Origin of the sequence: Afipia massiliensis (genome assembly GCF_001006325.2) — a bacterium.
In the GTDB taxonomy this organism is placed as follows: domain Bacteria; phylum Pseudomonadota; class Alphaproteobacteria; order Rhizobiales; family Xanthobacteraceae; genus Afipia; species Afipia massiliensis_A.
Genome location: NZ_LBIA02000001.1, coordinates 755,038 through 781,931, shown reverse-complemented (window position 1 = coordinate 781,931; position 26,894 = coordinate 755,038). Strand labels below are relative to the sequence as shown.

General features: G+C 62.4%; 25 protein-coding genes and 1 pseudogene. 13 read left to right on the top strand and 13 right to left on the bottom strand.

Going from position 1 to position 26,894, the window contains the following annotated elements; genetic code table 11:
• Positions 1-29: 29 nt before the first annotated feature.
• The 4 genes and pseudogenes from YH63_RS03555 to YH63_RS21785 all read left to right on the top strand — a co-directional run bounded on the left by YH63_RS03555 (position 30) and on the right by YH63_RS21785 (position 3,325).
• Entirely contained in the window at positions 30-1,088 is a 1,059-nt protein-coding gene (locus tag YH63_RS03555; RefSeq protein ID WP_046828798.1) for a CobW family GTP-binding protein, read from the top strand.
• A complete protein-coding gene (locus YH63_RS03550) occupies positions 1,088-2,107 on the top strand; it encodes a WD40 repeat domain-containing protein (RefSeq protein ID WP_046828799.1) in 1,020 nt (339 codons plus the stop codon). Before YH63_RS03555 ends, YH63_RS03550 begins: the two co-directional genes overlap by 1 nt.
• 16 nt (positions 2,108-2,123) lie before the next feature.
• Positions 2,124-2,840: pseudogene (locus YH63_RS03545) on the top strand (MgtC/SapB family protein).
• A 149-nt stretch (positions 2,841-2,989) separates the two neighbouring features.
• Positions 2,990-3,325 (top strand): hypothetical protein, encoded by a 336-nt coding sequence (locus YH63_RS21785; RefSeq protein ID WP_046828800.1) that lies wholly within the window; start codon positions 2,990-2,992, stop codon positions 3,323-3,325.
• A gap of 68 nt (positions 3,326-3,393) precedes the next feature.
• On the opposite strand, the gene YH63_RS03535 is transcribed toward YH63_RS21785, so the two are convergent.
• The 7 genes from YH63_RS03535 to YH63_RS03500 form a co-directional block, all read right to left on the bottom strand.
• Positions 3,394-4,830 (bottom strand): homospermidine synthase, encoded by a 1,437-nt coding sequence (locus tag YH63_RS03535; RefSeq protein WP_046828801.1) that lies wholly within the window; start codon positions 4,828-4,830, stop codon positions 3,394-3,396.
• A 147-nt stretch (positions 4,831-4,977) separates the two neighbouring features.
• The gene (rnk, locus tag YH63_RS03530; protein WP_046829778.1) at positions 4,978-5,373 is read right to left on the bottom strand and encodes a nucleoside diphosphate kinase regulator; all 396 of its coding nucleotides are present in this window, start codon (positions 5,371-5,373) and stop codon (positions 4,978-4,980) included.
• Positions 5,374-5,384: 11 nt separating this feature from the next.
• Positions 5,385-5,870 (bottom strand): GreA/GreB family elongation factor, encoded by a 486-nt coding sequence (locus YH63_RS03525; RefSeq protein WP_046829779.1) that lies wholly within the window; start codon positions 5,868-5,870, stop codon positions 5,385-5,387.
• A 291-nt stretch (positions 5,871-6,161) separates the two neighbouring features.
• Complete coding sequence (locus YH63_RS03520) at positions 6,162-6,551, bottom strand: RidA family protein (RefSeq protein ID WP_046828802.1); 390 nt, start codon at positions 6,549-6,551, stop codon at positions 6,162-6,164.
• Between the two features lie 73 nt (positions 6,552-6,624).
• Positions 6,625-7,227 carry a GNAT family N-acetyltransferase gene (locus tag YH63_RS03515; RefSeq protein WP_046828803.1) on the bottom strand — a complete coding sequence of 201 codons (603 nt, stop codon included), beginning with the start codon at positions 7,225-7,227 and terminating at the stop codon, positions 6,625-6,627.
• Between the two features lie 117 nt (positions 7,228-7,344).
• On the bottom strand, positions 7,345-8,487 hold the full coding sequence (locus YH63_RS03510) for a type III PLP-dependent enzyme (RefSeq protein WP_046828804.1): 1,143 nt from the start codon (positions 8,485-8,487) through the stop codon (positions 7,345-7,347).
• A 634-nt stretch (positions 8,488-9,121) separates the two neighbouring features.
• Positions 9,122-9,382 (bottom strand): hypothetical protein, encoded by a 261-nt coding sequence (locus YH63_RS03500; RefSeq protein WP_046828805.1) that lies wholly within the window; start codon positions 9,380-9,382, stop codon positions 9,122-9,124.
• A 289-nt stretch (positions 9,383-9,671) separates the two neighbouring features.
• On the opposite strand from YH63_RS03500, the gene YH63_RS03495 reads away from it, so the two are divergent.
• The 6 genes from YH63_RS03495 to YH63_RS03470 all read left to right on the top strand — a co-directional run bounded on the left by YH63_RS03495 (position 9,672) and on the right by YH63_RS03470 (position 16,192).
• Entirely contained in the window at positions 9,672-11,774 is a 2,103-nt protein-coding gene (locus YH63_RS03495; RefSeq protein ID WP_046828806.1) for a M3 family metallopeptidase, read from the top strand.
• Between the two features lie 18 nt (positions 11,775-11,792).
• Positions 11,793-12,446, top strand: coding sequence for a DUF1007 family protein (locus YH63_RS03490; RefSeq protein WP_046828807.1), 654 nt, complete (start codon positions 11,793-11,795; stop codon positions 12,444-12,446).
• Positions 12,446-13,537, top strand: coding sequence for a nickel/cobalt transporter (locus YH63_RS03485; RefSeq protein WP_046828808.1), 1,092 nt, complete (start codon positions 12,446-12,448; stop codon positions 13,535-13,537). Before YH63_RS03490 ends, YH63_RS03485 begins: the two co-directional genes overlap by 1 nt.
• Positions 13,538-13,586: 49 nt before the next feature.
• Entirely contained in the window at positions 13,587-14,624 is a 1,038-nt protein-coding gene (gene hemH, locus YH63_RS03480) for a ferrochelatase (RefSeq protein WP_046828809.1), read from the top strand.
• Between the two features lie 138 nt (positions 14,625-14,762).
• Entirely contained in the window at positions 14,763-15,737 is a 975-nt protein-coding gene (locus tag YH63_RS03475; RefSeq protein ID WP_046828810.1) for an SPFH domain-containing protein, read from the top strand.
• An 11-nt stretch (positions 15,738-15,748) separates the two neighbouring features.
• On the top strand, positions 15,749-16,192 hold the full coding sequence (locus YH63_RS03470) for an NfeD family protein (protein ID WP_046828811.1): 444 nt from the start codon (positions 15,749-15,751) through the stop codon (positions 16,190-16,192).
• A 13-nt stretch (positions 16,193-16,205) separates the two neighbouring features.
• Here YH63_RS03470 and YH63_RS03465 read toward each other — a convergent pair whose 3' ends face one another.
• A complete protein-coding gene (locus YH63_RS03465) occupies positions 16,206-16,553 on the bottom strand; it encodes a winged helix-turn-helix transcriptional regulator (protein ID WP_046828812.1) in 348 nt (115 codons plus the stop codon).
• Between the two features lie 71 nt (positions 16,554-16,624).
• On the opposite strand from YH63_RS03465, the gene YH63_RS03460 reads away from it, so the two are divergent.
• A complete protein-coding gene (locus YH63_RS03460; protein ID WP_046828813.1) occupies positions 16,625-17,170 on the top strand; it encodes a carboxymuconolactone decarboxylase family protein in 546 nt (181 codons plus the stop codon).
• A 9-nt stretch (positions 17,171-17,179) separates the two neighbouring features.
• Here the strand turns inward: YH63_RS03460 and YH63_RS03455 are convergent, their stop codons facing one another.
• Positions 17,180-18,193, bottom strand: coding sequence for a KpsF/GutQ family sugar-phosphate isomerase (locus YH63_RS03455; RefSeq protein ID WP_046828814.1), 1,014 nt, complete (start codon positions 18,191-18,193; stop codon positions 17,180-17,182).
• Positions 18,194-18,441: 248 nt separating this feature from the next.
• On the opposite strand from YH63_RS03455, the gene YH63_RS03450 reads away from it, so the two are divergent.
• Both YH63_RS03450 and YH63_RS03445 read left to right on the top strand, forming a co-directional pair.
• Entirely contained in the window at positions 18,442-20,091 is a 1,650-nt protein-coding gene (locus YH63_RS03450; protein ID WP_246658114.1) for an outer membrane beta-barrel protein, read from the top strand.
• Between the two features lie 1,104 nt (positions 20,092-21,195).
• The gene (locus YH63_RS03445) at positions 21,196-21,399 is read left to right on the top strand and encodes a hypothetical protein (RefSeq protein ID WP_046829780.1); all 204 of its coding nucleotides are present in this window, start codon (positions 21,196-21,198) and stop codon (positions 21,397-21,399) included.
• Positions 21,400-21,623: 224 nt separating this feature from the next.
• Here YH63_RS03445 and YH63_RS03440 read toward each other — a convergent pair whose 3' ends face one another.
• The 4 genes from YH63_RS03440 to YH63_RS03425 all read right to left on the bottom strand — a co-directional run bounded on the left by YH63_RS03440 (position 21,624) and on the right by YH63_RS03425 (position 26,680).
• A complete protein-coding gene (locus tag YH63_RS03440) occupies positions 21,624-22,961 on the bottom strand; it encodes a serine hydrolase domain-containing protein (protein WP_046829781.1) in 1,338 nt (445 codons plus the stop codon).
• A 186-nt stretch (positions 22,962-23,147) separates the two neighbouring features.
• Positions 23,148-23,540 (bottom strand): BA14K family protein, encoded by a 393-nt coding sequence (locus tag YH63_RS03435; protein WP_046828816.1) that lies wholly within the window; start codon positions 23,538-23,540, stop codon positions 23,148-23,150.
• A gap of 160 nt (positions 23,541-23,700) precedes the next feature.
• On the bottom strand, positions 23,701-25,386 hold the full coding sequence (locus YH63_RS03430) for a glycosyltransferase family 39 protein (protein ID WP_046828817.1): 1,686 nt from the start codon (positions 25,384-25,386) through the stop codon (positions 23,701-23,703).
• Positions 25,387-25,567: 181 nt separating this feature from the next.
• A complete protein-coding gene (locus YH63_RS03425; RefSeq protein WP_046828818.1) occupies positions 25,568-26,680 on the bottom strand; it encodes an ATP-dependent DNA helicase in 1,113 nt (370 codons plus the stop codon).
• Between the last annotated feature and the right edge of the window lie 214 nt (positions 26,681-26,894).

Genomic DNA, 26,894 nt, shown 5'->3' with positions numbered 1-26,894 from the left:
GGGCGTGTGTATGACTGCCTGGAGATTCCATGTCTGAAGCCGCTGCCAACAAGATCCCCGTGACCGTACTGACCGGCTATCTCGGTGCCGGAAAAACCACGCTGCTAAACCGCATCCTGTCCGAGAACCACGGCAAAAAGTACGCCGTGATCGTCAACGAATTCGGCGAGATCGGCATCGACAACGATCTGATCGTCGGCGCGGATGAAGAAGTGTTCGAAATGAACAACGGCTGCGTCTGCTGCACGGTGCGCGGCGATCTCGTGCGCATCATCGACGGCCTGATGAAGCGCAAGGGCAAGTTCGACGCCATCATTCTGGAAACCACCGGTCTCGCCGATCCCGCGCCGGTGGCGCAGACCTTCTTCGTCGACGAGGACGTGCGCGAGAAGACCACGCTCGATGCGGTAGTGACGGTGGCCGACGCCAAGTGGCTGAGCGACCGCCTCAAGGACGCGCCGGAAGCCAAGAACCAGATCGCCTTCGCCGACGTTATCGTGCTGAACAAGACCGATCTGGTCACGAAGCCCGAACTGGCCGAGGTCGAGGCCCGTATCCGTGCGATCAATCCCTATGCGACGCTCCATCGGACCGAGCGCGCACAGGTCAAACTGTCGGACGTGCTGGAGCGCGGCGCGTTCGATCTTGATCGTATTCTGGAGCTTGAGCCTGAGTTTCTTGAGGATGGCGGTCACGACCATGACCACGATCATCATCACCACGACCATCACGGCCATGACCACCATCACGACCACGGCCATTCCCACGGCGGCATGAAGCACTATCACGACGAGGACATGCAGTCGCTGTCGCTGCGCACCGACAAGCCGGTCGATCCGACCAAGTTCATGCCGTGGCTCCAGGAACTGGTCGCCAAGGACGGCGAGAAGATTCTGCGCTCCAAGGGTATCCTCTCGTTCAAGGGCGACGACGACCGTTATGTATTTCAGGGCGTCCACATGATGCTGGAGGGCGACCATCAGCGGAAATGGAAGGCAGACGAAGCGCGTGAGAGCCGCCTTGTGTTCATCGGCCGCGAATTGCCTGAGCAGGCGATTCGTGACGGCTTCGCGAAAACCATTGCGTGATGACAGACTTCAATCCGGCCCCGGAGACGGCCTCCATCGTCTCCGTCACTGATCGCGTCACGAACGTAAAGCTCGATGCGCCTGCGACCGCCGTACATTTCCTCGGCGACGTTGCGGCGTTCGTCGGTGCGGAAGAAAACGTGACCTTTGCGACCGGCGAAGGCGAAACGAATGTCGTCGCCGTGCATGGCGGCGGCATCCTGTGCTCGGCGTCCGACGGCAAGCGCGTCGTCATGGGCGGCGATGACGGCAAGCTGACATCGATCGATGCCAAGTCGAACATCGAAACGCTCGCCACCGACGCCAAGCGCCGCTGGATCGACAATGTCGCCTTGCATGCGGATGGCGCCGTGGCGTGGTCCGCTGGGAAGACGGCCTATGTTCGTGCGCCGAAGGGCGAGGAAAAGTCGCTCGATGTGCCCTCAACGGTAGGCGGTCTGGCGTTCGCACCGAAGGGCGTGCGTCTCGCGGTTGCGCATTACAACGGTGTGACGCTGTGGTTTCCCAACATGGGTGCGAAACCCGAATTTCTCGAATGGAAGGGATCGCATCTCGGTGTCACCTTCAGCGCCGACAATCGCTTCCTTGTCACGACGATGCATGAATCGGCGCTGCACGGCTGGCGGCTGGCCGACTCGCGCCACATGCGCATGACCGGCTACCCCGCGCGGGTGCGCTCGATGTCATGGAGCGCAGGCGGAAAATTCCTCGCAACCTCCGGCTCGGACAGCGTCATCCTGTGGCCGTTCTCGAGCAAGGACGGCCCGATGGGCAAGGAGCCGTTGATGCTGGCGCCGCTGCAGGCCAAGGCGACGGTGGTTGCATGCAATCCTAAGGAAGAGGTCTTCGCGGTAGGCTACAGCGACGGCACCGTGCTGATGGTGCGGATCGAGGACGGCGCGGAAATCCTTGTGCGCAGGAATGCGGGCGAGCCGGTTGCGGCGCTGTCATGGAATGCAAAGGGATCGCTGCTGGCTTTCGCAGCCGAAGACGGCGATGCTGGACTGCTTGCTCTGTAGTGAGTAATCAGGCGCCATGCGCTTCCTGACGACTTTCCAGACCTATGATTTTCTCGACACCCTCGTCAGCCTGACGGCGGCGTTCGTTCTCGGCACCCTCATCTGAGCCGAGCGCCAGTATCGCCTGCGAACGGCCGGCTTGAGAACCAACGTGCTGGTTGCGGTGGGAGCCGCCGCCTTCGTCGATCTGGCCATGCAGCTTGCCGGCGCCGATGGGGCGGTGCGCGTGATTGCCTATGTGGTGTCCGGGATTGGCTTCCTTGGCGCCGGCGTGATCATGAAGGAAGGCATGAATGTCCGTGGCCTGAATACCGCCGCGACATTATGGAGTTCAGCGGCGGTCGGCTGCTGCGCCGGAGCGGATATGCTGGCGCAGGCTGTCGCGCTGACGGTGTTCGTGCTCGCGGGCAATACGCTGCTGCGGCCATTGGTCAATGCTATCAACCGCAGTCCGCTGGACGCGCGCGCGTCGGAAGCGACCTACGAATTCAGGCTCACCGTGGATACCGCATCGATGGATGCCGTGCGCGAGCTTCTGGTTGAGAAGTTGGAAGCGGCACACTACCCGGTGAGCGACGTGAATGTCATTGATCGTGCTGAAGGCGTCGTGGAAATCGTCGCCACGCTTGTGAGCACCGCCGTCGAGGCGAAAGAACTCGACGCGGTCGCAGCCGATCTGGCGCGGCGGCCCGGCGTTCGTCATGCGACGTGGGATGTCAGCACGAAGGATTGAATTCGCGACATGGTATCGCCAGTCGCCAAGATGGTTCCGCGTTTTCATTCACAATTCATTGAGTGCGACACCGCGGGCACCGGCAAATGCCGGAACCATCGTTGTGACCATCCGTTGGCTCTTTTCATGGGCGATGAACGGGTGCCGAGATGACTCCAGATGAAAAGCGACGAGCCAATCGAATCGATTTCATCCTGTCCGCGATTCTGATCGCGGGCGGACTGACACTGTCCGGAATTTCACTGATGCAACTGGCGTCGCGCGGTCAAATCCAGTTCGCGCAGACAACGCAGCCGTCTGAGCCTTCGCCGTCTGTTCCGGCCGGTAAAAGTGATGGACCTGCGGACTCAAAACCCGGCGGCACGAGGCCCATAACTCCCGCACCTGAGCCTGCACGGCCCGATGCCGATGCTCAGAAGAGCGGCGCGAAGCCAGCGCTTCCGCCAGCGCCCGCGGAAAAGATGGGCGAGCCGATCAAGAACTAGAGCCAATCTTCATAAACAGAAAGGCCAGACGTGTTGTCTGGCCTTTCTGCATTTCATGACTGATCCAGTCAGCGCACCAGAACATTCCGGAACTGCCACGGATCGCTGGTGTCGATGTCTTCCGGGAACAGACCCGGACGATCCGTCAGCGGCGTCCAGTCGGTGTAGTAGCCCTTCACCGGCCCGAGATATGGCTTCTGGATTTCCAGCAGGCGATCGAAATCCATCTCGTCGGCTTCGACGATGCCTTCATTCGGGTTTTCCAGTGCCCACACCATGCCGCCGAGTACGGCGGAGGTCACCTGCAGGCCAGTGGCGTTCTGATAGGGCGCGAGTTTCCGCGTTTCCTCGATGGAGAGCTGTGAGCCGTACCAGTAGGCATTGTTGTCGTGCCCGAACAGCAGCACGCCGAGCTCGTCGATGCCATCGACAATCTCGTTCTCGTCGAGAATGTGATGCTTCTCCTGCATCTTGGCAGCGCGTCCGAACATTTCGTGCAGCGAGAGCACCGCGTCATCCGCAGGGTGATAGGCATAGTGGCAGGTCGGCCGATAGATGACCTTGCCCGATGCGTCGCGCACCGTGAAATAGTCGGAGATCGAGATCGACTCGTTGTGGGTGACGAGGAAACCGTATTGCGCGCCGCGGGTCGGGCACCAGGTGCGCACGCGCGTGTCGGCGCCGGGCTGCATCAGATAGATCGCCGCGCCGCAGCCGGCTTCGTGGGTGTGTGCATTTTCGGGCATCCACTTTTCATGGGTGCCCCAGCCGAGTTCGGACGGCTGCACGCCTTCCGACAGGAAGCCTTCCACCGACCACGTGTTGACGAATACGTCCGGCTCTTTCGGCTTCTTCGAGCGCTGGGTGTCGCGTTCGGCGATGTGGATGCCTTTGATGCCGGCCTGGCGCATCAGGTCCGCCCATTCCGCCTTGGCCTTCGGCTTCGGGGCATTGAGCTTGAGGTCAACGGCCACATTCAGCAGGGCCTGCTTGACGAAGAACGAGACCATGCCAGGGTTGGCGCCACAGCAGGAGACGGCCGTGGTCGAGCCTGCGGGACGCGCGCGCTTTGCTGCCAGCGTGTTCTCGCGCAGGGCGTAGTTGGAGCGCGCTTCCGGGCCCTTCGACGCGTCGAAATAGAAGCCGAGCCAAGGCTCATTGACCGTGTCGATATAGAGCGCGCCGAGTTCGTTGCAGAGCTCCATGATGTCGGTGGAGCCGGTATCGACTGAAAGATTGACGCAGAAACCTTGGCCACCGCCTTCGGTGAGCAGCGGAGTCAGCAGTTCGCGGTAATTGTCCTTGGTCACGCCCTGCTGGATGAAGCGTACATTGTGCTTCTCGCAATGTGCCTTGCGGCCTTCGTCCTTGGGATCGATCACCGTGATGCGCGACTTGTCGTAATCGAGATGCCGCTCGATCATCGGCAGCGTGCCTTTGCCGATTGAGCCGAAGCCGATCATGACGATGGGGCCGCTGATGCGCGCGTGAATGGTGGATGTCATCACTGAAACTCCGAAGATCGCAGGGGAAGGCAGCCGCGAAGGACTTACGGCAACTTGGGGATGACGGCAACGGGGCCGTGCCGTCAGGGGTTTTCATAAAATTGTCGTACGGGCGATCCGGGACCGGACCGCCCGTCAGTATCGTAGCTATTTGACCTTGAGCACGGTCAGGGACCGCCAGCCTCCTGCCGGGGTCTGGAACTCGATGGTCTGCCCGACCGACAGGCCGATCAGCGCCGCGCCGATCGGCGTCAGAATGGAGATCTTTCCGGCGTCGACATTCGCGGCCTCGGGATAAACCAGCGTCACCGACCGTTCCTGGCCGCTGATGTCGTCGCGGAAAGTGACGTCGGATTCCATCGCGACGAGGCCCGTCAGCAATCGTGCGTCCGGCAAGATCTCCGCGCGCTCGATTTCACGCGCGAGGAAATCGCAGGTCTGCGGATATTTTTCCGAGGCAGCCTCGGCGAGGTTGCGGAGCCGATCGACATCGCACATGCGCAGGGAGATCGGAGGCAATTCCGGTTGCAGGTAGTTGATCATGTTCATCACCATCAAGCGGCTGTGGGACCTGGACGGTCGGGGTTGTTGTTATCGGCTCGTTGCGCGGACCTCATGGACCGCCGCTGCAAAAGAGAAATCACGCCGGTGGGCGGATCGAGATTTTCCACCATGGCGATATGCGGAACGCCATCAAAGCCGACGTAATGGATGCGCGAACCGGCATGCAGGCCGATCAGCGCTGCTCCCAACGGTGAGAGCACGGACAGATGAAGCGCGCTGTTGCGGAAGCCTTCCGGAAGAACCAGGACGCGGCTTTCCAGCGGTTCATTTTCGTCCGCGCGAAATGTCACCCAGTCATCGAGCCGGACGCAGCGTTCCGGCACGAAGGCTGGCTCATACACTGTTGCCCGCTCGATTTCGGTGAGCAGGAAGCGGCCGATTGGATGGCGCTTGCTGACGGCTTCAACCGCCACCCTTTTCAGGCGGCTGAAATCGCCGAACGCGATGCTGACCGGTGGAACAGGCTCTGACATCATGACGTGCCTCACAACGGAACGCATCGGCACAAACAGTGCCGCGCGACTTTCGTGATTCAATTTTTGCGGGGATGAAACGAACTGCAAACTACCCGGAACGGCGCAAACGCGCGTCCGCCCGGGTCACCGTCCAGTTTGGAGGCGACCTGCGCGAAACAGCGAGTGGTTGGTGCAGACGTTCGACATGATCAGCTTAAGGTAGGGTCGATGGCCGGAAAGTCAACGGATATGCTGCGACAAGATGGCCCGGCTGTTCCGGGCCATCCTGAAGCGAAGATCTTCAAGAGAAAATCAGACGCTGCGGCGCTTGGCCGTGACTTCGATCTCGACCTTCATCTCGGGCTTATAGAGGGCGGAGACCGCAAGGATCGTCGCGGCTGGCCGGATGTCGCCGAGGGTTTCTCCACACACAGCGAACACCGCGTCGAAGTCCTTGGCGTCGGTAACGTAATAGGTCGCGCGAACGAGGTCGGCCATCTCGAAGCCGCCTTCCTTCAACGCAATACCGATGGTCTTGAAGCAATTGCGGGTCTGCTCGGCCACGTCTTCTGGCAGGACTTTCGTGACGAGATCATAGCCCGTGGTTCCGGCGACAAAGCAGAAATCTCCGTCGACAACGGCGCGGCTATAGCCCGCGATCTTTTCGAAGGGCGATCCGGATGAAATCAGGCGGCGGGACATCGGTCTTTTCCTTGTGACAGCAGCATTGCGGGGCTCATTTCAAGCCCCGCAATGCCGGGTCTTTGCGCTCAAATCAAGCGGCCTGAATGAGAAGCTTTCGAGCTTTGCCACCCGTACGGATGCGCGCACGCCGTGCCTTCATGCCGGTCGCCACGATCATGCCGAAGGCGTCGTTCAGCGCGCCGTCGCGCAGTTCGACCGCCAGAAGCCGGTCACGCTCGAACGGGCCGGGCAGCGCCAGTTCGCCGGTCTTCTCAGCCGAGAAACCGAACCGGGCGTAGTAGCCGGCGTCGCCGCGCAGGATGACTGCGCCATGGCCGCGGGCTTTCGCCGCCGCCAGCGCGTGTGTCATCAAGGCGGCACCAACGCCGAGCTTGCGGCAGGAGGCGTCGACCGCCAGCGGGCCGAGCACCAGCGCCGGGATGCCGCCGGCGCTGACGTGCCACAACCGCACGGTGCCGACCACGCGCCCTTCATGCACCGCGGAGAAGGCGAGGCCTTCGGCGGGCGCACGTCCGTCGCGCAGACGCTGACAGGTGCGCGCATGACGGCCTTCGCCGAAGCTCGCATCCAGCAGCGCTTCACGCACAACGACGTCCGAAGCACGCTCCGCACGGATCGCGAACGGAGCGGTTTCGGTGGTGAGGGCGGCAGTCGTCTTCCAAACAGCAGTCATGGCACGTCAGTCCCCACTCCAAACGGCAGGCAGCCGCGGAGCGTTGTCAGCAAAATAGCGATGTGACGGGATGGGAGCCGGCGGACCGGCTCCCGGTTATTCAGGTCTGAGCGAAGCTCAGATGTGGTAGGTCTTCAGCGGCGGGATGCCGTTGAAAGCCACCGACGAGTACGTCGACGTATACGCACCCGTGCCTTCGATCAGCAGCTTGTCGCCGATCTCGAGCGTAACGGGCAGCGGGTACGGCACCTTCTCGTACAGCACGTCTGCAGAGTCGCAGGTCGGGCCGGCGAGAATGCACGGAGCCATATCCGCGCCGTCGTGCGGCGTGCGGATCGCGTAACGGATCGACTCGTCCATCGTCTCGGCGAGACCGCCGAACTTGCCGATGTCGAGGTAGACCCAACGGTTCTCGTCGTCGTCGCTCTTCTTCGAGATCAGAACGACTTCCGTCTCGATGATGCCCGCGTTGCCGACCATGCCGCGGCCCGGCTCGATGATGGTCTCCGGGATCTGGTTGCCGAAGTGCTTGCGAAGCGCACGGAAGATCGACCGGCCGTACTGCACGACCGGAGGAACGTCCTTGAGGTACTTCGTCGGGAATCCGCCGCCCATGTTGACCATGGACAGGTTGATCCCACGCTCGGCACAGTCACGGAACACCGTCGAGGCCATCGCCAGCGCACGGTCCCACGCCTTCACCTTGCGCTGCTGCGAGCCGACATGGAACGAGATTCCATAAGGCTCCAGGCCCAGACGCTTGGCGAGATCGAGCACGTCGACAGCCATCTCCGGATCGCAACCGAACTTGCGCGACAGCGGCCACTCGGCGCCTGCGCAATCGTAAAGAATGCGGCAGAACACCTTCGCGCCAGGAGCGGCACGGGCGATCTTCTCGACCTCGGCGGAGCAATCGACCGCGAACATGCGGATGCCGAGCGCGAAGGCGCGCGCGATATCACGCTCCTTCTTGATCGTGTTGCCATAGGAGACGCGGTCCGGCGTCGCACCTGCGGCCAGCGCCATTTCGATTTCGGCGACGGTCGCGGTGTCGAAGCACGAGCCCATCGAGGCCAGCAGCGACAGCACTTCAGGCGAGGGGTTTGCCTTGACCGCATAGAACACACGGCTATCCGGCAACGCCTTCGCGAAGGTCTGGTAGTTGTCGCGCACGACTTCGAGGTCGACGACGAGACATGGCTCGGTGTCGAGGCCCTCGCTGCGGCGGTTGCGCAGGAATTCCTGGATACGGTCGGTCATAGCACTCTCCCCAAACGGCCCTGCGACGGACCGTCCAAAAAAATGATGTCGGGTATGAGCGCTTTGGCTGTCACGCGATGGAGGCGCGACCGAGCCATAACACTCAGACCAAACTGTGCTGCCGTGGATTGGTTGGGAAAGCTCCCGCCCGCACACCTGGCAATGAAGGACAAGCCTCTTCGGTATTCGCGCTGGCTGATGGAAAGCCAACAGAGACCAAAAAAGCCCGATCCGTCGTTGCTTTAAGTCGCGTCCCCCGTTGAGAGCGGGGTGCGCCGGTTCGCCTCCGGCTGCCAGTCACGGTTGCAAGGAGCAAAGTCACCTTCAACGGCATCCCTGGAGAGAGATGCTGGCCTCTTAAGTCTAGACCGACCTAAGTGACCCTCGGCTTCTTCGTCCCTTGGCGGCTGTCCGGCCTCTTGTCCGGATACCTACCGACTGACACACGACCACAGGCACGTGCGAAATTGGGCAAGGGTGAAATATGAGTTTTGAGTCTGCTTCGCAAGTATTTTTTGCGCCACGGGGCAAGTTTCCCCATGGCGTGATCGAAATGTCGCGCTTGCTGTGAACAGACGTTGAGAAAGATGAACGCGCGTTAAGCTTTGAGCGCACGAGGCGCTTCAGCGCAGCCTCAAATCTTGCGTGTAAACGGCTCGACGCGCTGCGCGCCGCGCAGGAAGGCGATCATGATGGCGACGCCGATCAGGAAGAGCACGATCTGGACGATGTGGGCGCTGGTGTCGCTGAGGCCGAACAGAATCGCGAGCGCCCAGCCGCCGGCGAAGGCCGCGCCGAACACCTCGGCGCCGATCAGGATGGCGGCGCTGACGACGGTGATGACGCTGGGCCACGCGATTTCGCGGGCGTTGGCTTCAAGCTTCTTGGCGTTCATGACTTCTGATCCTGTTTCGGGCCGCAATCTCTGCGAAATCGCGGCTCCGATCAAGCGTTAAGGGCGCAAAAAAGCCCCACCCGATGGTATAGAGAGGCTAGTGTCCTGAATCCGAAGTTCGCCTGATTTTTCGGCGCATTCCTGGCGAACTTCGGATTCAAAAGGACACTAGAAACCTATAATTCTAGTGTGGTTTTGGTTCGCAAGTCCGCAAAAGGACGCGCTGTAGAAACAATGCGGACTTGCGAACCACCACACTAGGGGAAATCGCTGGAAATAAGGCCTCACCATGTCAGAAGTGCCCTCAACGGCTGTCGCCGCCTCGTCATTGCAAGCGCCGGGAGCCAATCCGCTCCTGCAGGCCTGGCAGACGCCGTTCGAGACGCCGCCTTTTGCCCAGATCCGTCCGGAGCACTTCCTGCCTGCCTTCGACAAGGCCTTTGCGGACCACACTGCGGAGATCGAGGCGATCAAGGCCAACCCGGCCGAGCCGACGTTCGAGAATACCGTCACGGCGCTGGAGCGCGCGGGCAAGCTGCTCTCCAGGGTGTCGGCGGTGTTCTATGACCTCGTCGGCGCGCATTCGAACCCCGAGCTGCTCAAGATCGAATCCGAGGTCGCGCTGAAGCAGGCGCGGCACTGGAATCCGATCTCCATGGACGCGGCGCTGTTTGCCCGGATCGCCAAGCTGCGTGACAAGGCCGCCTCGCTCAAGCTGACGCCGGAGCAGGCGCGGCTGCTGGAGCGGACCTGGACCAGCTTCCACCGATCGGGCGCCGGCCTCAGCGAGGCCGCCAAGGCGCGTACCGCCGAGATCAACGAGCGGCTGGCGCATCTGGCCACCTCGTTCAGCCACCATTTGCTGGGCGACGAGCAGGACTGGACCATGGAGCTTGGCGAGGGTGATCTGGCGGGACTGCCCGACAGCTTCGTCGCATCGGCCAGGGCTGCTGCGGAAGAACGCGGCATGCCGAGCAAGATGGTGGTGACGCTGTCGCGATCCTTTGTGGAGCCCTTCCTGAAGGACTCCAGCCGCCGCGACCTGCGCGAGAAAGTGTTCAAGGCCTTCACCGCCCGCGGCGATAACCAGAACGACAACGACAACAGCGCCATCATCCTTGAAGTTTTGAGGCTGCGCGAGGAGCGCGCCAAGCTGCTCGGCTATCCCAGCTTCGCCGCCTACCGTCTGGAGGATTCCATGGCCAAGACGCCGGAAGCCGTGCGCGGCCTGCTGGAGCGGGTCTGGAAACCGGCCCGCGCCCGCGCAATGGCCGATCGTGACGCCTTGCAGGGTCTCATCACGGAGGAGGGCGGCAACTTCAAGCTCGCCGCGTGGGACTGGCGCCACTACGCCGAGAAGCTGCGCCAGCGCCGCGCCAACTTCGATGACGCCGCAATCAAGCCTTATCTCGCGCTCGACAATATGATCGACGCCGCCTTCGACGTCGCGACGCGCCTGTTCGGCGTCACCTTCAGCGAGCGCAAGGACGTGCCGGTCTGGCATCCGGACGTGCGGGTCTGGGAAGTCAAGGATGCCAAGGGCAACCACAAGGCGCTGTTCTACGGCGACTACTTTGCGCGTCCGTCGAAGCGTTCGGGCGCTTGGATGACATCATTGCGCGACCAGCAAAAGCTCGACGGCGATGTCGCACCGCTGGTTATCAACGTCTGCAATTTCTCGAAGGGCACCGACGGCCAGCCGTCGCTGCTGTCGCTCGACGATGCTCGCACTCTGTTTCACGAGTTCGGCCACGGACTGCACGGCATGCTTTCGAACGTGATGTACCCCTCGCTGTCCGGCACCAGCGTGTTCACGGATTTCGTCGAACTGCCGTCGCAGCTTTACGAGCACTGGCAGGAGCGGCCGGAGGTGCTGCAGAAATTCGCGCGGCACTACCAGACCGGCGATCCGCTGCCGGCGGATCTGCTCAAACGCTTCATCGCCGCGCGCAAGTTCAATCAGGGTTTTGCCACGGTGGAGTTCGTTTCATCCGCGCTGATGGATCTCGAATTCCATACCCAGCCGGCGGCCTCGATCACCGACGTTCGCGCGTTCGAGAAGCAGGAGCTGGACCAGATCGGAATGCCGGCTGAAATCGCGTTGCGCCATCGTCCCCAGCAATTCGGTCACATCTTCTCCGGCGATCACTATGCGTCGGGCTACTACAGCTACATGTGGTCGGAAGTGATGGATGCGGACGCGTTCGGCGCGTTCGAGGAGGCGCATGATATCTTCGATCCGGCGGTGGCGAAGCGGCTGCACGACGACATCTATTCATCTGGCGGATCACGCGATCCTGAAGACGCCTACATTGCGTTCCGGGGGCGCAAGCCCGAGCCTGACGCGCTGTTGCGCCGTCGCGGTCTGCTCAACGAACCCGAAGCGGCCTGACCCAAGCGAGTTTGTCCCATGACGATGCGTCGATTGGTTCGATATCTATGCGCGGTGGCTCTGTTCGCGGTCACCGCGAGTGTGGCGCAGGCGCATCCGCATGTCTGGATCGTGGCCAAGAGCCAGCTGGTCTACGCGCCCGACGGGTCGATCACCGGCGTCCGTCACGCCTGGACCTTCGACGACATGTTCTCGACTTATGCCCTGCAGGGCATCGAGACCAAGACCAAGGGTGCCTACACCCGCGATGAGCTGAAGCCGCTGGCGCAGACCAATGTCGAGTCGCTGAAGGATTACGCCTTCTTCACCTTCGCCAAGACCGGCGCTGCGGGAGGCCAGAAGAAAGAAAAGTTCAACGATCCGGTCGATTACTATCTTGAATACAAGGATGCGGCGCTGACGCTGCATTTCACGCTGCCGTTCAAGGCGCCGGTCAAGACACCGGCGCTGGTGCTTGAGGTGTTCGATCCGTCCTACTTCATTGATTTCAAGCTGGATGAGAAAGATCCCGTTGTGCTGGTCGGCGCGCCGGCGAACTGCAAGCTGGCGTTCCAGCGCCCGAGCGACGGCAGTACGCAAGCCCAGACCATGAACGAGCAGACCTTCCTGAACGGCGACAATTCGAACTACGGCGCCATGTTCGCCAACAAGATCACGGTGGACTGCCCCTGATGCTGCTCCGTCCGTCGCTTACGCGGATTGCGATGATCGGTTTCATCGCGCTCGCTGCTGCCGGCCTCGCCGATAGCCTGCTTCATACCGCTTGGGCTCAGAATCCATTCGGTGCTCCCAAGGGTGCTGTTCCAGACTCGCAGGTTGGCGGCATCATCGGATGGCTGCTTGCCAAACAATCCGAATTCTATCGCCAGATGTCGGCGACCATTCGCGCTGCCAAGACCGATGGCAGTGCGGTGTGGGCGCTGCTCGGCATTTCCTTCGCCTACGGCGTTTTTCACGCGGCGGGTCCCGGTCACGGCAAGGCGGTCATCTCGTCCTATCTCGTCGCCAACGAGGAAACGGCGAAGCGCGGCATCGTGCTGTCGTTCGCATCCGCCCTGATGCAGGCACTGGTGGCAATTGCAATCGTCGGCATCGGAGCCTGGCTGCTGAACGCCACCGCGAAGACCATGTGCAGCACCGAGCGCGTTATCGAGATCGCCAGCTACAGCCTGATCGCGGCACTCGGGGCGCGGCTGGTCTACGCTAAGGGCGGCGGGTTTTTCCGCGCCTTGCGATCGCTGCGCGGTGCACCAGCGTCGCAACTGGTTCCGGCCATGGCGCATGGTCATGATCATCACGATCACGCGCACGATCATTCGCACGCCGCCCACGCGCGCCATGTCCATCACGATCACGCAGGCCACGTTCACGACGAACATTGCGGACATTCGCACGGGCCGGAACCGAGCGCGCTTGCCGGTCCCGGCGGCTGGTCGCGCGGACTGAGCGCCATCCTGACGGTGGGAATCCGGCCGTGTTCCGGCGCCATTCTGGTGCTGATGTTCGCGCTGGCGCAGGGCCTGTTCTGGGCCGGCGTCGCGGCGACGCTGTTGATGGGGCTCGGCACCGCGATCACGGTTTCCGCCATTGCGATCATTGCAGTATCGGCAAAGGGGCTTGCCGCTCGCATGGCTGCCGGCCGCGACGGCGGCGGCGCGGTTCTGTTGCGCGGTATCGAGTTTGGCGCGGCGGCTCTGGTGCTGCTGTTCGGCGTCGGCCTGCTGCTGGGATACATTGCCGCGGAACGTGTCACCTGCTTCTGATCGCCGTCGCCTTGACAACATTCAGGCAAAGCGCGATGCCAGACCGATCATGACAGCGGTTATTCCTCTCGATGCACACCGGCCGGCCGCGCAGGCGGCGCCTTCACGCGTCGGTGTGCTGCTGGTTAATCTCGGCACGCCCGATACCGCCGACGCGCGCGGCGTGCGGGTTTATCTTCGGGAATTCCTGTCCGATCCGCGCGTGATCGAAAATCAGGGGCTGATCTGGCAATTGATCCTCAACGGGATCGTTCTTGTGATCCGCCCAAGCCGCAAGGCGAAGGATTATCTCAAGATCTGGAATACCGAGCGGAATGAATCGCCGCTGAAGACGATCACGCGCGCGCAGGCCGAGAAACTGGCGGCGTCGATTGCCGATCAGAAGCATGTGATCGTCGATTGGGGCATGCGCTACGGCAATCCGTCGCTCAAGTCGCGCATCGACGCGCTGATGGCGCAGGGCTGCGACCGTATTCTGGTGATGCCGCTGTATCCGCAGTATTCGGCATCGACCTCGGCCACGGTGGTCGACAAGGTCGCTGCCGCCTTGAAAGACATGCGCGCGCAGCCGACCGTGCGCTTCACGCCGCCCTATTATGACGAGCCGGACTATATCGACGCGCTTGCGGTGTCGATCGAGCGGCATCTCGCCACACTGCCGTTCAAGCCCGAGCGGATCATCGCGTCGTTCCATGGCATGCCGCAGTCCTACATCGACAAGGGCGATCCCTATCAGGCGCAATGTGTCGCGACGATCGAGGCGCTGCGCGTGCGTATGGGGCTGGACGACAAGGGTCTGATGCTGACGTTTCAGTCGCGCTTCGGGTATCAGGAGTGGCTTCAGCCCTATACCGCCCAAACCGTCGAACAGCTTGCGAAGGACGGCGTGCGGCGGATTGCTGTTGTGACGCCCGGCTTTTCGGCCGATTGCATCGAAACCCTTGAAGAGATTGCGCTGGAGAATGCCGAAATCTTCCGCCATGCCGGCGGTCAGGATTTCTCGGCCATTCCATGCCTGAACGACAGCGACGAGGGCATGGATGTGATCCGTCAGCTTGTGTTGCGCGAGTTGCAAGGCTGGATCTGACAGGCGGGCCAGCCGCCTGGTTCGAACCGTAATCCCCCTCTGACCGACCAAGAATCGACCAGGAGCAGAGCGGCTGTCGTGCACCCGTGCTAGACTGGTGCCGAGTCTCGCGTCAGATTCGTCCGCAGGGAGTTTTCAATGTCCGGTTTCGATATTTTTGCGATTGCATTCGTGCTGCTTGTCATTTTCACGCTGTTTGCCGGCGTGAAAACAGTATCGCAGGGCTACGACTGGACCATCGAACGGTTCGGCAAGTACACCCGCACACTGGGTCCGGGCCTCAACATTATCATCCCGTACTTCGATCGCGTTGGCCGCAAGGTGAACATGATGGAGCAGGTGATCGACATTCCTGAGCAGGAAGTCATCACCCGGGACAACGCCACCGTGTCGGTGGATGGTGTCGCATTCTATCAGGTGTTCGATGCCGCGAAGGCGAGCTACGAAGTATCCAACCTCAATCAGGCAATCGTGACGCTGACCATGACCAACATTCGTTCGGTGATGGGGTCGATGGATCTCGATCAGGTGCTGTCGCATCGCGACGAGATCAACGAGCGGCTACTGCGCGTGGTCGATGCTGCAGTTTCGCCGTGGGGCCTCAAGGTCAACCGCATCGAGATCAAGGACATCGTGCCGCCCGCCGATCTGGTCGAGGCGATGGGCCGTCAGATGAAAGCCGAACGCGTCAAGCGCGCGGAAATCCTTCAGGCGGAAGGTCAGCGCCAATCCGAAATCCTGCGCGCAGAGGGCGCCAAGCAGGCGCAGATCCTGCAAGCTGAAGGTCGCAGGGAAGCTGCGTTCCGCGACGCCGAGGCGCGCGAGCGTGCGGCCGAAGCGGAAGCCAAGGCCACCGAAATGGTCAGCAACTCCATCGCCAGCGGCGACGTGGCCGCGCTGAACTACTTCATCGCCGACAAGTACATCAAGGCATTCGGGCAGCTCGCTGAATCGCCGAACCAGAAAATCATCATGCTGCCGATGGAAGCGACCGGGATGCTGGCGTCGCTCGGCGGCATCGCCGAGATTGCGAAGGCGACGTTCGGCGAGGGTGGATCGGCTTCCGCGCCGCGCCGTCCGCCGACTGTGCCGAACACCAAGCCCACCGTCTGAAGGTCATCTCGATGGCAGATCTTTTCGTGAAACTCGGAGCTTGGAACTGGCTGATCCTCAGTGTCGTGCTGATGGCGATCGAGACGTTCGCGCCCGGCGTGTTCATGCTGTGGCTCGGGCTCGCTGCGCTGATCGTCGGGCTGCTGTCGTTCGGCGTCGCATGGTCGTGGCAGGCGCAGATCATCATTTTCGCGGCGCTGTCGGTCGCGATGGTGCCGTTGTGGCGATATTACTCGGGGCGGAATGCAAGTCCGACCGACAAGCCGTTTCTCAACAAACGCGCGGAGAGCCTGATCGGACGGGTCTTCACGCTTGAGAAGCCGATTGTCGATGGCATCGGCACAGTGAGGATCGACGACACGATCTGGCGCATCTCAGGACCGGATGCGCCGTCCGGCAGCCGCGTTAAGATCACTCATGCCGACGGCGCGAGCCTGCGTGTGGAGCCGGCTTAACTTTTAAGTCGGACTATTTTGCTTTGTTTGCTTTGCTCCATTTGTCCGCGAAACGATGGAGCGGCATGAACGTGCCGAGCAGTTCTTCGCCTTGAGCTGTCAGCCGATAGCCGCCGGCGTCGCGCTTTTCGACGAAGCCGGCCGCGCGCAATTCGGCCAGCCGCGCCTGAATCACGGTCGGTGATGCGTCGTCGCATGCCGCGCGCAACTCACGCGATGTCAGCGCCTTTTCACGCATCTCCCAGACAATCCTGAGCGTCCAACGGCGTCCCAGGAGATCGAGCAGAGCCATGATCGGGCGGCCCGATGCCGAGCCGCGCACCGGCTTCGTTCTGACCGCCGGTCCCGGTTTGCTGGCCATGACGTGCCTCTTGCCTTTTGCTATTAAAAATGTAGCATTGCGCTATCGATATTGTAGCACAGGAGTTCGCGATGTCACGGATCGCGCCGTTGCAGCCGCCTTACCCGGCCGATGTTCAGGCCGATTTCGACCGGGTCATGCCCCCGGGGGCTTCGCCGCTGGTTCTATTTCGAACGATTGCGACGTCCGAACGTGCGTGGAAGAAGTTTCGCAATGCCAGTCTGCTCGATCGCGGGCCACTGTCCCTGCGCGAGCGTGAAATCGTCATTAAGCGGACTTGCGCATTGACCGGCTGCGAATACGAGTGGGGTGTGCACGTCACTGCTTTCGCGCAAGCGGCGAAACTGACCGACGAGCAGGTGAGGGCGACAGTTCTCGAGCCGGCCGATGCGTCGTGCTGGTCTGGCGCCGAGCAAACGCTGATCGCGGCGGTCGATGCGCTTCATCATCGCGCGAGGCTGACGAGTGAGGAGTTCGCCGCGCTTGCCGCACATTTCGACGGCATGAAGATCTTGGAGATCATGCAGCTTTGCGGCTTTTATCACACGGTTGCTTACATCGCCAACGGTCTCGACCTGCCGCTTGAGTCGAACGCTGCGCGATTTCCGCAGAACTAAGTCGCGCGGTTAAGCGACGCCTGCGCGCAGGATATCGTGCAGATGCACGATGCCTACCGGTTTCTTTCCGTCGGTGACGATCAGCGCGGTGATCTTCGAGGTATTGAGGATCTCCAGCGCCTCGCTGGCGAGTAGATCGGGGCTGATGGTCTTCGGATTTTTCGTCATGACGTCATCGACCGTGGCGGTCATCAGGTCAGGCCGCATGTGACGGCGCAAATCGCCGTCGGTGACGATGCCGATAATCTCGCCGCGCGCATCGGTAATGCCTACGCAGCCGAAGCCCTTCGATGTCATCTCCACCAGCGCGTCGGACATTTTGGTGCCGAGCGGTTTGACCGGCACGGCAGCATCCTTGTGCATCAGGTCGCGCACGAATTTCAGCATCGCGCCGAGTTTGCCGGAGGGATGCAGCGCGCTGAAATCGAGCGCGGTGAAGCCGCGGCTTTCGAGCAGCGCCACGGCGAGTGCATCGCCGAGCGCGAGCTGCATCAGCGACGACGTCGTCGGCGCGAGGTTGTGCGGGCAGGCCTCGCGCGCCTTGGGCAGTGTTAGCACGATGTCGGCGGCGGCGCCCAGCGTCGAGTCTGCCTCCGAGGTCACTGCGATCAATCCAATGCGGAAGCGGCGCGAGTAATTGATCAGGTTCTTCAGTTCGGCAGTCTCGCCGGACCAAGACAGCGCCATGATGACATCGTCGCCGGTGATCATGCCGAGGTCGCCGTGGCTCGCTTCCGCCGCGTGAACGAAGAAGGCGGGGGTGCCGGTGGAGGCGAAGGTCGCCGCCATTTTCTTGCCGATGTGGCCGGACTTGCCGAGGCCCGTCACGATCAGGCGGCCCTTGGCCTCACGAACCCGCGCGACGGCGGCGTCGAACGCAGGTCCGAGGTCCGACTGGAGGGCATTCGCCAGCGCGGTGACGCCGCTCGCTTCTGCATCGAGCGTGCGCAGCGCGGATTCGATCGCCGCCGACGCGGTGCGGGTCGCGGAAGGGGTCGCTGTCCGCGATGTTGAGCTGGCCATAACAGGTTCCAATTGAGCGGGGAGGGAGCGCCGTGCGCGCGTCGATCCGGGGAGTTTACCTAGCACATCGAAGCGGCTGACGCGACGCGCTCCGGCCCTCGCAACGGGGCGTTAACCATAATTGTTTTAACTCTGTTAACGGCGTTGTTCCAGCGCCGGGCGGCGGCGTTCCCTCCGCAATTGTCTGAAGTTGTTTGGTTTTCCGGCGCGGCCCCAAGTGGCTTTCGGGGGCCGGGAGATGAGTGAAAGTGCAAGGCTCGCAGCAACCTGTCCGGTTGTGGGACCATCGCTGGCGTGCGCCCGAATGGCGTGCGCTGCCGGTGTGCGCTCTGCTGGCGCTGTGCCACCCTTCAACCGCATTCGCGCAGTCGCTCACTCCCGACATGCTGAGTCCCACGCAGGGCGGGTTCGCTCCGCGCGACCAGTCGCTGCTGCGCCGGACTGCGCAGGCTGACGATAATTCGCGCGGTACGCCTGCGCCGTCGCGGATCGGCACGATTCCGACCTATGGCATTCCGCCAGCGTCCGGCGCATCGGAGAGCGGCTTCGATTCGCTTAATCGCGTGCGCAAAAAGCCGAAGCTTTATCCCGGCGCGCCGAAGCCGAAGTTTGTCGGTCCAGGCAATCCGTCGCCGTCCACACCACGCGCACGCATCGCAGCCCCGGTTTCGCCGTCGGTCGCCGGCACGCTTCCCGGCCAGCCCGCGCGCCGCCGCCTGAAACTCGACGACGATCCGTTCGCCAATGTCGGTTTCCACAGCGGCGCGTTTCTCACCAAGGCTGCGGTCGAACTCTGGGGCGGATACGACACCAATCCCGGCCGTATGAACCAGCCGAAGGGATCGGCATTCTACAGGGTGGCGCCGGAATTGCTGATCGCGTCCGACTGGAAGCGCCATTCGCTGATCGCCGATCTGCGCGGCTCCTTCACCGGCTACGGCACGACATTTCCGCCGGGCATCGACGGGCCCTCGCCGGTGCCGACCAGCATCAACGCGCCGAATTTCAACGGCAGGATCAACGGCCGCATCGACGCCACGCGCGATACCCGCATCAACACCGAACTGCGGATGCGGGTTTTCACCGACAATCCCGGTTCGCCCAACATCCAGGCGGGTCTTACCAAATATCCGCTGGCGACAGCGATCGGCGGCACTGCGGGCATCGAGCACGATTTCAACCGCCTGCAGGTTTCGGTCGCGGGTCTTGCCGATCGCACGACGTATCAGCAATCGATGCTCACCGACGGGACGAGCACGACCAACGACGACCGCAACTACAACCAGTTCGGTGGGCTCGCGCGCGTCAGCTACGACCTGATGCCCGGCCTGAAGCCGTTCGGCGAAGTGAAGGCCGACACCCGGCTTCACGACGTGAAGTTCGACCGGTCCGGCTATCAGCGCGATTCCAACGGCGGCTATGTGAAGGCTGGCACCACGTTCGAATTCTCGCGGCTGCTGACCGGCGAAGCCGCGGTCGGCTATTCGCTGCGCACCTATCAGGATCCGCGCCTTTCCGACATGACGGGTCTCTTGACCAGCGCGTCGCTGATCTGGACCGCATCCGGACTGACCACGGTGCGGCTCGATGCGACATCGTCCATCGGCGAGACCACTCTGGCCGGCGTTTCCGGTGTGATCTCCCGCGATTACTCGTTGCAGGTGGATCATGCATTTCGCCGCTGGCTGATCGGCACCGCGAAGGTCGGCACCGGCACCTCGGACTACGACGGCACGCGGTTCGACAAGCGCTACTTTGTGGAGGGCGATCTGGTCTACAAACTGTCGCGCACGTTCCAGCTCAAGGCGCAGGTGCGCCACGACTGGCTGGATAGTTCGATCACCGGCGCGAACTCAGCTTCCACGGTGGTGATGCTCGGCATCCGCGTGCAGCGGTGAGGCCAAGCACTACACCTTACAGTTTGTCATGGCCGGGCTTGACCCGGCCATCCACGCCTTCATTTGCTTTCGCAAGCAAGACGTGGATCACCGGGTCAAGCCCGGTGATGACGCATCGCGTGTGTTGAGACGGCGCGCGTGACCTCTCTCCGGTCGTCCCCGCGCAGGCGGGGACCCATACTCCCTGAGTCATCAATGTTGTCGCGATAGCGGGCCAACTCTTTCCTTCGTCACCATAACGTTCGGCGGTTATGGGTCCCCGCCTGCGCGGGGACGACGATTGAGTGTGATGCGATAGTGTGCGTCACTTCGACTTTCCGATTCAATTTTCAAACAGCCACGCGTCTGCGTTCTCGCGCGTCGCGCGAGGTGAGCTTTAGTTCCGCCCCAAGAGCGAGGGGCATGGAGCGCCGCGAGGCGCACCTTGGTATCGTTTCGCTTCCGGCATCGCTTGCGAGGCGATGTAGGTCCGGAAGCGCATCGCCTTGCGGCGCTCCATTCCGGCGATTTTGGGCGAGGGGACCGTACTTCCGGGTGAGGACGGACGCTTTCACGTCCTGATCCGGCCGGCTTTCGCCGCCTTCGTCCTCACCGACGTCCAGCCGCGAACGGCAGAGCCACGTAGTTGGCCCGGACGGTGACCCCAGCCTCCCGGACGACGTGTGTGCGAGACACGCGTGCAGGCGCCGCATCCTGCTCCGCCTTCAGACGCCTCTAGAAAGCGCCCCTCGCGAACAGGACAGGCCGAACATAAGAGAGGTTCAGAGCGCGGGGATTCGTATCCCCATCACGAAATGTTGCGGGAGTCTCTCTCCGCGTCGTCCCGGCGAAGGCCGGGGGACCCATACTCCCTGAGCGCTCGATTTGAGGAAGATGCTGGAGCGACCTTCTCACTATCATCGCGTCGTTCGGTGGTTATGGTTCCCCGCTTTCGCGGGGACGACGCTCAACGTTGAGCGACCATCGCGTCCAGCGGTGGGTAGGCCGGACGGGCTCTTGACAGGGCGCACTCGTAAAGAACAAATAGGGAACATGAATTCATGCCGCGACTCGCCGGACGACACGTCCGGCTTGCCGGATCTCTGCCAGCATCGGGGAGCCCTCATGTTTACACCGGCCACGCAGAAAGACATCGACCGTTACGACCGCGCCGTCGACAGCGCGATTGCGACCTGTGGCGGCGATCTCCGCGGCGCGCTCAAGGCGCTGATCATCGCCAACGAATATCTGGAGGAGGAATTGCGGCAGGTGCTGGACGAGGTGTCCGCGCACGCCGTGATGGCGCCGCCGCGCCGGGATGTGGCTTAGGTAATTTCAGACAGTATTTGTTTGTGCGTGATTTCTCCACGTCGTCCCCGCGAAAGCGGGGACCCATACTCCCTGAACTCTCGATTGAGAAAGGTGCTGGAGCGATCGTCTCGCCGTCATCACGACGTTCGGTGGTTATGGGTCCCCGCTTTCGCGGGGACGACACTGTTGTTGCATCAAGGCTCGTGCAGAATTGCGCGACTGGCTATCTCAGGACCGCGCGCCTACTTCATCAGCTCCTTCGCCAGCGCCATGTACATCGGCAGCGAGACCGGATCGTTGGCTGCGTTGGCCGCCATCGGATGCGAGGCGTAGCGGGCGATCACCATCTCCGCGGTCGGATCGACGTAAACGCTCTGGCCGTAGATGCCGCGCGCGACGTAGGCGTTGTGTTCGTTGTGGGTGATCCACCACATGTCGCGATAGGACCAGCCCTTCAGCAGTCCGTAACCGGCCTTGGCGAAGTCGTCCTTCTTGCCGCCCTGCGTCACGTCGGCGACGGCGGCTTCGGGAATGACCTGCTGGCCGTTGAACTTGCCCTTGTTGCGCATCATCTCGCCGAAGCGCGCAAGATCGCGCAACGCGGTGTTGTAGCCGCCGCCGCCGGATTCGGTGCCGACGCTGTCGACCATAAAGTAGCCGTCATGCTCGGCGCCGAGCTTCGACCAGATTTCCGATGACAGCAGCGCGGCCAGCGACTGGCCGGAGGCACGCTTGACGATCCATGCCAGGACTTCGGCGTTTGCCGTCTTGTAGGCGAAGGCCTGACCGTGCTCGCCTTCCTTGTTCAGCTTGACGAGAAAGGCGTAGAAGCTGCGCGGCCCCTGATAGCCGGGGGCGATGGGCATCATGCCGCCGGCGCGGGCATAGTCGAACACTTCGGCATTCGGATCGGAATAGTTTTCCGAGAACTTCACGCCGATGGTCATGTCCATCACCTGGCGCACGGTGGCGTCGCCATAGGCGGTGTCTTTCAGTTCGGGCACGTACTTGGTGACGGGAGCCGCGGGATCGAGCTTGCCGTTGGCCGCGAGCACCGCCGCCAGCGTGCCGACGAAGGACTTCGTCACCGAGAACGCGATGTGCGGCAGTTGCGGGCTGCCTTCGCCGAAATACTTTTCAAAGACGATCTTGCCCTTGTGCATCACAACGATGCCGTCGGTATAAGTCAGCTGCATCGCGTCATTGAAGGTGATCGCCTTGCCGTCCATGGTGGTGATGGCGACGCCGCCGAGATCGCGTTCGGCGCGCGGCAGCGGCGCCACCGGGCCTTCGCCGCGCGACACCGTCGCGGTCGGCACCAGTTCGCGGTAGTGGCTGAACGCCCAGCGCGTGTTCGGAAAGCGCGACGACGAGCCGTCGATGAAGCGGATGGTCTTGTCGGGCGGCGGCGGAAAGCCCTGCATCAGGCCGAGTGTCTTCGGATCGGTCTCGGCCGCTGTCGGAAGCGGCTGGGCGGTTTGCGCATCCAATCCGGTGGAAGCAATCATGTTCATTCCCGTGAGCGTAAGCAGGGCGAGCGCATATCGTGCGGCGTGGGTGCGGATGGCCGTGGCAATCATCATGGCATTTCCCCGGTGGTCGTTTTTGTTTCGCCTTGTTTTATTCCGCCTTGCGGCGATGGCGCGATGCGCGAAGCCTAGCCGAGCGCCTCATGGCAAACCACCGCTATTGCAGCGGCACGGCAACAAAAAGCCGCGAGACATCGTCTCGCGGCTGTCGTGATCGTTCAGGATTTCGGCGAAAACTTACGGGCAGGGATAGCGGTTGCCGTCGTTGTTCAGGTAGGTGCCGGAACGAGGATCGTAGGAGCGGTAGCGCTGCGCACAATAGGCCGCGTTCTGCTGGGCCTGCGCCTGCGAGGCGGCAATAGCGCCGCCGATCACCGCGCCTGCCGCGAGACCGATGCCGATGCCGGCTGCGGTGCTGCCATAGCCACGGCGATGGTAGTGGCCATGATGGTGGTGGTGGCGATGACCGTAGCCGCGGCGGTAGTACTGCACGTTGGTGACATCGCCGGTCGGCGCTGCCTTGCTCAGCGCTGCATCGTTCATCAGCGGCACCGCGGTTGCGGGCTGCGAGACGGCGAGGGCTGTCGCGCCGGCAAGCAGAACGGCCGCGAGAAGTTTTCCAGTTCGCATATCTATTCCTTTAGGTGGGATCGAACATTTGGGCGGAGTGATTATAACCCATCGCAACGCGAAAAGTTCCCGACGATTGCTTACACTTTCGAAAGTATTAACGCCGGTATCTTGGTGATGAGCCTTGTGCAGCCGTTCATGTTGCAAGTCGCGCTCCAAGTCATTCTTCCCGCTCTCGCACGGCGCGGCGATCCTTGATGGTGCCGATGGTCACGCCGAGGCGTTCGATTCTGCCGATGACCTTTCCGGCGAGAATGCGGTCGCAGTTCATGTGGGTCGGCGCGATGTAGAAATCGGCGAAGCGCCAGTCATGCATCCTGATCCATTGCAGGTTCGGCCGCGCATACTCTTCATAGGAGACGCGCTCGCCGCAAACGGCGACACGATAGACGTTGGTCTTCGCGGTGGCGGGCTCGGTGCGGTCGAGGAAATCGTGCAGCTCCTCGAGCGCCTCGGGCATGATGTTGACCCAGTAATCGGTCACGAAGCGCCGCGACGCGCCTTCCAGCCCGCCGACGAGCTGATTGTAATAGAGATACTCATAGGGATGCAGGTGATACAGCTTGCCCGCCGTCCAGGTGTATCCCGTGGTGATGATGGCGAGCCAGACGATCATGGTGCCGCGATGCAGCCGCGCCAGCGCGCCGATCGAGGCGCTGAGGCCAACGCCGGCGAGAATTGCGATCGGCGGAAACACGAACAGGAAATGACGGCAGCCGTCGAACGCCGGTCCCTCCGTGATGACCTGACACACCACCGGGAAAATCGCGGCGAACGCAATCAGCCCGAGTTCGCGGCGGCGCGCGCCGCCGATGCCGCCGATACTTTTTGGCAGCAGGATCAGCGCCAGTCCGAGCAGCGTTCCGCCGAGCGTCAGTAGCGGCAGCCGGATCGCGATGTAGGTCGGCACGTAGTAGCGCGGCACGTTGGCCATCTCGTAGACCTGGCCGAACAGGATCGTGCGGATGTGATAGTGGAAGTCGTTGAATGACAGCAGGCCGCGGATCGGGTTGAGCGGCGACAGCGCCGCCCATGGCCACGCCGCGATCATGATGACATAGGCGATCACGAAGGCGGGCATGAGCCACAGCGCCGATCGCATCACGAACCGCGCGCGCTCCTGCCAGTGGCCGGCCACCGGGCGGGGCATGCTCAGGAGGATGGCGAGGCCGGCATATCCGATCAGCAGCAGGCTCAGCGATCGGATGCCCAGCGCGGCGCCGGTCATGATGCCGAACCCGATCACGTCGCGCATCCGCGGCACGGGCAGATCGCGCGTGGCGCGGATCAGGAAATACATCGCTCCGGCCATGAAGGCGGCCAGCGGAATGCCCTTGGTGTGGTTGAACATGCCGCCGTACCACGAGCCGCACAGCACCAGCGCGATGATGGCGAAGAAGGCGGCGCGCGGCCCGGCGATCAGGCGTGCCGTCGCAGCCGCCGCACCGATGCCGCCGATGCCGATCAGTGCGCACAAGAGATGGCGCAGTTCGTACTGATCGACGGGCAGGATCTGCGCCAGACCCAGCGCGGCGATGTCGAACAGTCCGCCATAGAGATAGAGATTGTCGAGCTTGAACAGCGACTGGTCGGTGAAGCCGCTCTTGTAGTAGGCGATGATCAGTTCGCCGTAGCGATGCTGTACGCCCTCGTCGTTGGAAATCGCGTAGTTCTGGAAGGTCCACAGCGCAACGATAACAAGCGCGGCCAGCGCGGCGCAGGAGGCGAGATCGAACGCGCTGCACCGGCTGAGCCACTGCGCATAGCGCTTCAGCCGCTCGCCGAGCCCGGCGCCAGCGAGATCGCGGCTGGAAACATCCAGCCCGCCACCTATGAAATCGGTCATCCCCCGGCGTTCCCCAGCCCACACACTTGGCGCGTGTCCGCTGTTACGGCTGCACGCTCGCCATGCCCCCACGGCGAAGCCGGCCCTTTCGGCCGGCTCGGGAACGACCATAGGTGTGAAAAAGGCACTTGCTCAAGAAAAATGCATTTTGCGTTGCGAAAAAGGATATACGCAAAAAGTATCAGACCACCACTGTTAACCGTTTCGCTGCGCGAGTGATGCCGGTGTAGAGCCAGCGGGCGCGGCTGTCCTGGAAGGCGAAGCTCTCGTCGAACAGCACGACGTCGTTCCACTGCGAGCCCTGCGACTTGTGTACGGTCAGCACGTAGCCGTAGTCGAACTCGTCATAGGGCCGCCGCTGCTCCCACGGAATGTCCTCGATGCCGCCGCCGAAGCAGTCGGCGCGTACCGACACCTTTGTCACCTTGGCGCTGCTGACTTCTTCGTCCGGCGACAGCCGCATGGTGATGATCTTGGACTTCGAGGCTGCGCGCGACTTCACCCGCCAAAGGCCGCCGTTGAACAGCGCCTTCTTGCGGTTGTTGCGCAGGCAGACCAGCTTGTCGCCGGCCACCGGCAACGGGTCCTCGATGTTCTGCTTCTGCCGCACCCGCATGTTGTAGGCGCGGCGGGTGTTGTTGCGGCCGACCAGAACCTGATCCGCCGCCATGACGCGATCCGGATCGAGCGCATCACGCCGCACCACCTCAGACTCGCCAAACGTGCCGAGGTCGAGCGAACGCCCTTCGCGCACCGCCATCGACATCCGCACGATCGGATCGTCCTGCGCCTGACGATGAACCTCGGTGAGCATCGCGTCGGGCTCGGCATCGGTGAAAAAGCCGCCGCCCTGGATCGGCGGCAGCTGCGCCGGATCGCCCAGCACCAGCAGCGGGCAATCGAACGACATCAGGTCGCGGCCCAGCTCCGCGTCCACCATCGAGCATTCGTCGATGACAATCAGCTTGGCCTTGGAGGCGGGCGCGTCGTCCCACAACTCGAAGCTCGGCTGTTCCTCGCCGGACTCGCGGGTGCGGTAGATCAGCGAATGAATTGTGGAAGCGTTGTCGCAACCCTTGTTGCGCATCACCAGCGCGGCCTTGCCGGTGAATGCCGCGAACTTCACATTGCCGTTGACGCCGTCGGCGATGTGCCGCGCCAGCGTGGTCTTGCCGGTTCCGGCATAGCCGAACAGCCGGAACACCGGCGGCGTGCCGTTCTTGCCCGGCCTGGCCTTGAGCCAGTCGGCGACGGCGCGGAGCGCCTGATCCTGATGCGGCGTGAAGGTGGTCATCGTGGTGCTGGATACTTTATATGTGGCGCGACGCAAGCGGATAAAACCAGCCGCAAGCGGGGTCCATCTGCATACCTGACTCGCAGCCCTCGTGAGGACAATAATGCGGCGGGCAGTGGCGAAACATCGGTCGCAACCGTCGGCACTTCTCATATATTCTTCACCTCTCCCGTGGGGAGAGGTCGCGAGCGCAGCGAGCGGGTGAGGGTGTACG